The organism is uncultured Veillonella sp., from assembly GCF_934190855.1.
Lineage (GTDB): Bacteria > Bacillota > Negativicutes > Veillonellales > Veillonellaceae > Veillonella.
The window spans coordinates 1-7040 of record NZ_CAKPTN010000086.1 but is presented as its reverse complement, the minus strand read 5'-3'; the positions used below and the strand labels follow the sequence as shown (position 1 = coordinate 7040).

At 38.3% G+C, this 7040-nt stretch carries 6 protein-coding genes and 1 tRNA gene; 2 read left to right on the top strand and 5 right to left on the bottom strand.

Going from position 1 to position 7040, the window contains the following annotated elements; all coding sequences use genetic code 11:
- From glmU to nhaA (Q0F90_RS06015), 5 genes are all read right to left on the bottom strand, one after another.
- On the bottom strand, positions 1–1345 hold a 1345-nt coding region (glmU, locus tag Q0F90_RS06035), incomplete at its 3' end, for a bifunctional UDP-N-acetylglucosamine diphosphorylase/glucosamine-1-phosphate N-acetyltransferase GlmU (protein ID WP_296004177.1).
- A gap of 127 nt (positions 1346–1472) precedes the next feature.
- The gene (gene purR, locus Q0F90_RS06030) at positions 1473–2291 is read right to left on the bottom strand and encodes a pur operon repressor (RefSeq protein WP_296004176.1); all 819 of its coding nucleotides are present in this window, start codon (positions 2289–2291) and stop codon (positions 1473–1475) included.
- A 223-nt stretch (positions 2292–2514) separates the two neighbouring features.
- The gene (locus tag Q0F90_RS06025; protein WP_296004175.1) at positions 2515–3120 is read right to left on the bottom strand and encodes a 3D domain-containing protein; all 606 of its coding nucleotides are present in this window, start codon (positions 3118–3120) and stop codon (positions 2515–2517) included.
- Positions 3121–3382: 262 nt separating this feature from the next.
- On the bottom strand, positions 3383–4555 hold the full coding sequence (gene nhaA, locus Q0F90_RS06020; RefSeq protein WP_296004174.1) for a Na+/H+ antiporter NhaA: 1173 nt from the start codon (positions 4553–4555) through the stop codon (positions 3383–3385).
- Between the two features lie 36 nt (positions 4556–4591).
- A complete protein-coding gene (gene nhaA / locus Q0F90_RS06015; protein WP_296004173.1) occupies positions 4592–5749 on the bottom strand; it encodes a Na+/H+ antiporter NhaA in 1158 nt (385 codons plus the stop codon).
- Positions 5750–5940: 191 nt separating this feature from the next.
- On the opposite strand from nhaA (Q0F90_RS06015), the gene Q0F90_RS06010 reads away from it, so the two are divergent.
- Positions 5941–6014 (top strand) — tRNA-Gly (locus Q0F90_RS06010).
- Positions 6015–6114: 100 nt separating this feature from the next.
- The gene (locus Q0F90_RS06005) at positions 6115–6324 is read left to right on the top strand and encodes a molybdopterin-binding protein (protein WP_296004172.1); all 210 of its coding nucleotides are present in this window, start codon (positions 6115–6117) and stop codon (positions 6322–6324) included.
- Positions 6325–7040 lie beyond the last annotated feature (716 nt).

The window sequence follows — 7040 nt, the reverse complement described above, 5'->3', positions numbered from 1 at the left end:
CCCAATTTTCTTTCACAATTTGCTTGCTGCGGCCTACTGCTAAAGCCTTATCTGGCACGTTTTTAGTAATGGTAGAACCTGCACCTACATAGCTATAATTACCTACCGTCACAGGGGCCACTAGATTACTATTACAGCCTACAAAAGCACCGTCCCCAATTGTTGTACGATGTTTAACTTTACCATCGTAGTTTACAGTAATCGTACCACATCCGATGTTAACACCAGAGCCTACATCGCTGTCGCCGATATAAGAAAGATGCGGGAACTTAGTACCTTCCCCAACATTGGAGTTTTTAACCTCTACGAAGTTACCTACATGAACCTTGTTACCAAGCACGGTATTAGGACGCAAGTGAACATATGGACCTACATCTACACCATCTTTGACTTCGCAGTCATGACCATAAGTAAAGTGGATAATCGTATCATTACCGACTTTTACATTTGTTAAACGAGTATGTGGACCAATTTCACAGCGCTCACCGATTACAGTATCTCCTTCAAGGATTGTGCCAGGATGCAAGATTGTATCCGCCCCCACTGTTACCTCTGGAGCTACGTACGTATTTGCTGGATCGATAATAGTAACACCAGCTGTCATTAATTCAACATTTTTACGATGTATTAAAATAGATTCAGCTTCTGCTAATTGCAAGCGAGAGTTTACGCCTAGAGACTCTTCAAAGTCCTTCGTCATATACGCGCTTACCTTGTCGCCACCATTTACAAGAATACCAACTACATCAGTGATATACAGTTCACCTTGCGCATTATCATCAGATAATTGATCTAAGCAAGGCCATAATTTTTTACTATCAAAAGCATACATGCCAGTATTTACTTCTTGAACGGCTAATTCCTCTGGTTTACCATCTTTTTGTTCTACAATGCGAACTACGGAACCTGCTTCATTGCGAATAATGCGGCCATAACCAGTCGGATCAGGCATGTGTGCTGTTAAAATCGTAGCAGCTGCACCAGAGTTTTTATGCTCCTCTAATAATGCTTCTAAGCTTTCTTTTGTAACGAGCGGAGTGTCACCACATAGTAATAAGATAGTACCATCATAATCTCCAAGCACTGGTTGAGCCATTTTTACGGCATGACCTGTACCATTTTGTTCTTCTTGGCGTACAAATTCAGCACGATCACCTAAGTAATTTTGTACCGCATCACCGCCAAAGCCTACGATAACCACATCACGATTTGTACCGATAGACTGAACTGTTTCAAGAACGCGCTCTACCATAGCTTTGCCACCAACCTTGTGCAATACCTTTGGCAATTTAGACTTCATGCGCGTACCCTTACCAGCAGCTAAAATAAGGCTTGCAATATTCATAGTAATCTCCTATCTGTTATTTCTCATATATCTGACTTTTTAATAGTACTTACATCATATTAGCCCATTGTCCAATATGCGATATAAAGTCATTATATCTAACTATAATGTATCTAATATTAATTGTTTATTCTTCATCAAATACTGGTTCAATGCTAATTTTCTTAGTATTTTCATCGATACCATAGAAAGTAAATAATGATTCATAATCATCGATTAATTTTGGATTTGGTTCTGCCGTTGCTACTAAAACTCCTGTACCGACAACGACACCACTCATTTCAAGGACAAGTTCTTTTAAGCCTTTCGCAGTGCCACCTGCTTTCATAAAGTCATCGATAATCAAAACTCTAGCATTCAGTGGAATAGCTCGCTTAGTAAGCGTCATAGTTTGAATACGACCAGAGGAACCCGTTACGTAATTAATACTAATTGCGGAACCTTCAGTCACCTTACTATCACGACGGGCAATGACAAGCGGTTTATTGAAAGCTCGCGCTACCATGACAGCCAAGGGAATCCCCTTTGTTTCTACTGTCAAAATATAATCTGGATTACGATCCATAAAGCGGGTCATAATAATTTCCCCCAGACGTGTCATCACATGCCAGTCATAGAGAATATCAGACATATAAATAAAACCGCCAGGAATGATACGATCCGGCTCCATTAAACGAGCTTGCACATCTCGTAAAATATCATTTGCCTGAGAGCCTTTACGATGAGGAATAAAACGCACCCCACCAGCTACACCGGCTACCGTTTCTAAAGTGCCCAGTTGAAAGTGTTCCATCGACTGTCTGACACATGTTAAATCTTCACTAACTGTAGACTTTGCCATGCCAAAGAAGTCACAAAAATAATTTAAAGGAATCAATTTTTGCGGTGAATCAACTAACAATTTTGTCATTGCCACCATGCGTTCCACACGCCGTACTTTATCCATAGACTTTCCTTTACCATTTATCATATAACTACTAATTACATTCATTTATAAAAAATGATGAGTTATCCTTATATATATCTATTATTTATTATACCATAATCTCCGAATATTCGAGCTTTCGATTACATCATAATTCGGGTAAAAGAAAAAACTCTCTAGTACCTACATTTCTTGAGACAAGTCAATAAAACCAATCTAAGAATTATATACTAGAGAGTTTTGATTATAAGACGTATACCTTTACAGTTTGACGACCAAACTGCAATGCTTCAGAGCGAGAGTCATATGCCAAGTCGATACGATGGCCTTTAATAGCGCCACCTACATCGTCAGCTACGGCATAGCCATAGCCCTCAACGTATAGCTTTGTGCCCAATGGAATCAGTCTAGGATCTACAGATACAATGCCCTTTTTCAAGCGACTGCCCGTAGCCGTATAATTTCCATTGCCAGGATCTTGAGATGAATAAGCTGTAGCCTCCACCGTTAATACCTTAGAATATTTACTAGGCGCACCATTACTATTTTTAGCACTTTGACCGCCCTTACGGTTTTCCATCTTCTCTAAAGCGCCCATTGTAGCAGGTCCAACACGACCATCTACAGCTAAGCCTTTAGACTTTTGAAATTTTCGTACAGCTTGCTCTGTATTATGCCCATAAATTCCATCTACAGAATCATGCAAAAAACCTTGATGCTTTAACATGGTCTGCACCTTACTAACATGATGCCCCCGTTGTCCACGTTCAATAGTTTTTGCCAATACATCCGAAGATACCATAGCAGTCATACAAACAAGTGTACATGCAATAATTATTTTCTTTACCATATACACCTCACCTTACAATAAGTAGTATACTATATAGTTTTAAATAATCTATAAACCATATATTCTCTATCAATATCAAAAATGCATATATATTAAGCTATTAATAAAGATCGTATAGGGTGTATTACATATATATCATAAGAATATAGAGTATCAATGAAAAATCTCCACTGCATACTGATAAAATTTTCATTTAGAATTATTCTTCTAAATTTGAAATTCTATTTAGATTACAATGGAGATTTAGTACATTTATTAAGTTTTAACAGTTATGATATACACCAATATGACATTCTTTACGATTTGCACCAACAATTCGTAAGAATACATAGCCCAACACTGCAGAGATTAAGGAGCCTAAAATTACGCCACCTTTAGCCATTTCTTGAGCATGTCCTGGATCAAAGGCCAAAATCGATACGAAGATACTCATTGTGAAACCGATACCACATACAATAGCAGTACCATATACATGTTTCCAATTTGCTTCTGTTGGCATTGGTACGAGACCACATTTTACCATAGCAAATACGGCGCCGAAAATACCAAGTTGTTTACCAACAATGAGACCTAAGGCTACACCAAGTACTACTGGATGTGATAAGTCACTAATGGTTACATTACGTAAATCTACACCAGCGTTGAAGAACGCAAAAATTGGTACGATTAGGAAGCTAACCCAGTTGGATAGTAGATGTTCCCAATGTTGCATTGGACGAACGTATTTACGTCCACACTTACCTTTTTCGGGAATTGTCATAGCTAAGATTACACCAGCCATGGTAGCATGTAGACCAGATTTTAATACACAATACCAAAGGATAAAACCTAAAATGATATATGGTAAAGGTCTTACATAGCCTTGCTTATTACAGTAAATTAACGCACCTACCACAACCGCAGCGGCACCTAAATAGAATGTTTGTATGCTTGCAGCATAGAAAATGGCAATTACGATAATAGCCATTAAATCATCAATAACAGCGAGGGCCGTTAAAAATACCTTCATCGAGTTTGGTACTCGAGAACCTAATGCAGAGATAATACCAATAGAGAATGCAATATCTGTAGCTGTCGGTATAGCCCACCCATGAATATATTCAGGATTAGAACCTGCAATTAAGTAATAGATTAAAGCTGGTGTAAGAACCCCAAACAAAGCAGCAATACCAGGCATTACGCGCTTAGCATTCGTATTAAGCTCACCTGCTACTAACTCACGCTTTACTTCGAGCCCCACAAAAAGGAAGAATATTGCCATCAAAGCATCATTAACCCATTCAAGAATTGTTAAATTACCGATATGGTGATTAACAATCTGGAAGTATTGTTCAGATGATGGAGAATTCGCTAAAATTAAAGCGAGTACTGTTGCTCCTAGTAATACAGACGTAGCTGCACCTGGAGAACGTAAGAATACAAATATGCGTTCCATTTGAATCCTTTCTATACTTTCAAAAAGATTACCTTATTAAATTTTACCACGCATCTTGCGTATTTGGTAAGCTAAAATTAGAACTACCGATCCCAGTAAACCAGCTACAATAGAACCTATAAAGATACCTACCTTAGCCATTTCTTGAGTTATACCCGGTGGGAAAGCCAATGTGGCAACAAAGAGACTCATAGTAAAGCCGATACCACATAGAATAGCTGTACCATAAATCTCAGGCCATGTCGTATTAGTTGGCATCTTAATTGCTTTAGATTGAACCAAAATATACACGGCAGAGAATATGCCTAATTGCTTACCTAAAATTAAACCTAATGAAACACCTATGATTACAGGATGGAATAAGTTTTCCAGAGAGAAATCAGCAAAAGATACACCAGCATTCAAGAAACTAAATAGTGGAATAATAAAGAAGTTTACCCAATTTTTCAAGGCATGAGCCCATTCTTCCATTGGATATACCACTTTATCCAAAACTTTACCTTTAAAAGGAATCGTCATGGCTAGTACAACACCAGCAATAGTAGCATGAACACCAGATTTCAAAACAAGATACCAAAGAACTAGACCAAGTACACAATATGGCAATGGTCGTAAATAGCCTTGTTTATTAGTATAAACCAATAAACCTGTTACCGCAGCTGCGGCAATTAAATCCACAAAGTTAACACCGGCTCCATAAAAGAGAGCAATAACCACTATGGCAATTAAATCGTCAATAACAGCTAAGGCAGCTAAGAAGGCTTTCATTGCTGCAGATACCATATTACCAAGCATTGTAATAACGCCTATAGCAAATGCGATATCTGTAGCAGTTGGAATCCCCCAACCATGTCTAAATTCTGGCATATACCCAGCAGCAAAGTAATATACTATAGCTGGAGTAATAACACCTGCAAATGCAGCTAACACAGGAAGTACACGCTTTGCCTTAGTATCTAGCTCACCCGAGATCATTTCCTTCTTAATCTCTATACCAACATATAGGAAGAATAACGCCATTAATGCATCATTTACCCATTCTAATATAGTCATAGGACCGAAATGTATTTGCATAAACGCAAAGTACTGATCTGCTATTGGTGAATTAGCAACGAGCACACCTAAAATGGCCGCAGACAGGAGTGATATCCCCCCTGCAGACTCTGATTGGAAAAATGCTTTTATAAAGTTCATTAAGCACCCCTCTATTCTATTATTTAATATACGAAAAGTACGTATAATCTTTATATATTAATGATAACATAATATTTCGAAAATAATCAATGCAGTATAATGTATACATTAATATAGTCTATATAAAATTGATATTATAAAGTTTATCATCTATTCATATCAATGTTTATATGATACAATATATACATCATGCGGGCGTAGTTCATCGGTAGAATGCGAGCTTCCCAAGCTTGAGAGGAGGGTTCGATTCCCTTCGCCCGCTCCATGTATAAAATTCCGTGATGTAATATACATCACGGTTATTTTTTTGTATAATGATATAATAAATACAGTTTTGTATAATATTTATAAAGGAGTTTAACATCATGAAATTAAGCGCAAGAAACCAACTTAAAGGTACTATCGTTGAAATTCAAGAAGGTGCTGTAAACGCAATCGTAAAGATCAATGTAGGTAACGATAACATTCTTACAGCTGACATTACAGTTCAATCTGTAAAAGAATTAGGCTTAGCAGTTGGCAAAGAAGTTGTTGCTGTTATCAAATCCACTAGCGTAATGGTTGGTGTAGAATAATAAATTTAGAGTCGCTTCGGCGGCTCTTTTTTTGTATATAAATTAATTTTGTATTAAATTGATCTGAATAAAAATAAGCCCTGTAAGCAGATTAATATGGCTTATAGGGGTTTTATGTGTTTCTAAACGGAGCTAGACATAATTTTAATTACAAATCTGTAAAGTAACTCAACTAGTTTACGGTTCGGTAACATTGGCACGTTGTGCCGCGTTACCGTTTTGTAAGATTACCTCCTACCACTAGCCGCGGCTTCCTATCAATCCTCACTGTGGATTGCCCTACGCTGCTTCGCAGCTTGGTAAATCTTACGTTCGGAAGAAGGTGATGTGTGAGCCTCATGCGTCGCTTAGGTCTAATTACTTATACCGTGGCCCTACTTGCTTCCTCACTGTGGATTTCCCTGCGCTGCCAGGCAGCTTGGTAAATCTTACGTTCGGAAGAAAGCGATGCAGTGAATCTGTCGTCGTTTCACTCCTCCATCTTCTACTGCCCTACTTTTCCCAGCTCCGTCTTACACGGACACTTACATAGATATAACCTCTACAACCTTGGCTGGAGGCGGCTCTAGTAGGGTTAGCTAGTCGAAGACTAGCAAAAAGAAAAAGGTCTACCTTCAGGTAGACCTTTTTCTTTTCGTTAATCAGCGGCTTCCTATCCTCCCAGGCCGTCTCCAGCCAAGTACTTTCGGCGTTTATGAGCTTAACTACTGTGTTCG

Excerpts from the sequence above, each read along its gene's own strand:
- Q0F90_RS06005 (WP_296004172.1), top strand. The coding sequence starts at position 6,115 with ATGAAATTAAGCGCAAGAAACCAACTTAAAGGTACTATCGTTGAAATT.
- purR (WP_296004176.1), bottom strand. The coding sequence starts at position 2,291 with ATGGATAAAGTACGGCGTGTGGAACGCATGGTGGCAATGACAAAATTG.
- nhaA (WP_296004173.1), bottom strand. The coding sequence starts at position 5,749 with ATGAACTTTATAAAAGCATTTTTCCAATCAGAGTCTGCAGGGGGGATA.
- nhaA (WP_296004174.1), bottom strand. The coding sequence starts at position 4,555 with ATGGAACGCATATTTGTATTCTTACGTTCTCCAGGTGCAGCTACGTCT.
- Q0F90_RS06025 (WP_296004175.1), bottom strand. The coding sequence starts at position 3,120 with ATGGTAAAGAAAATAATTATTGCATGTACACTTGTTTGTATGACTGCT.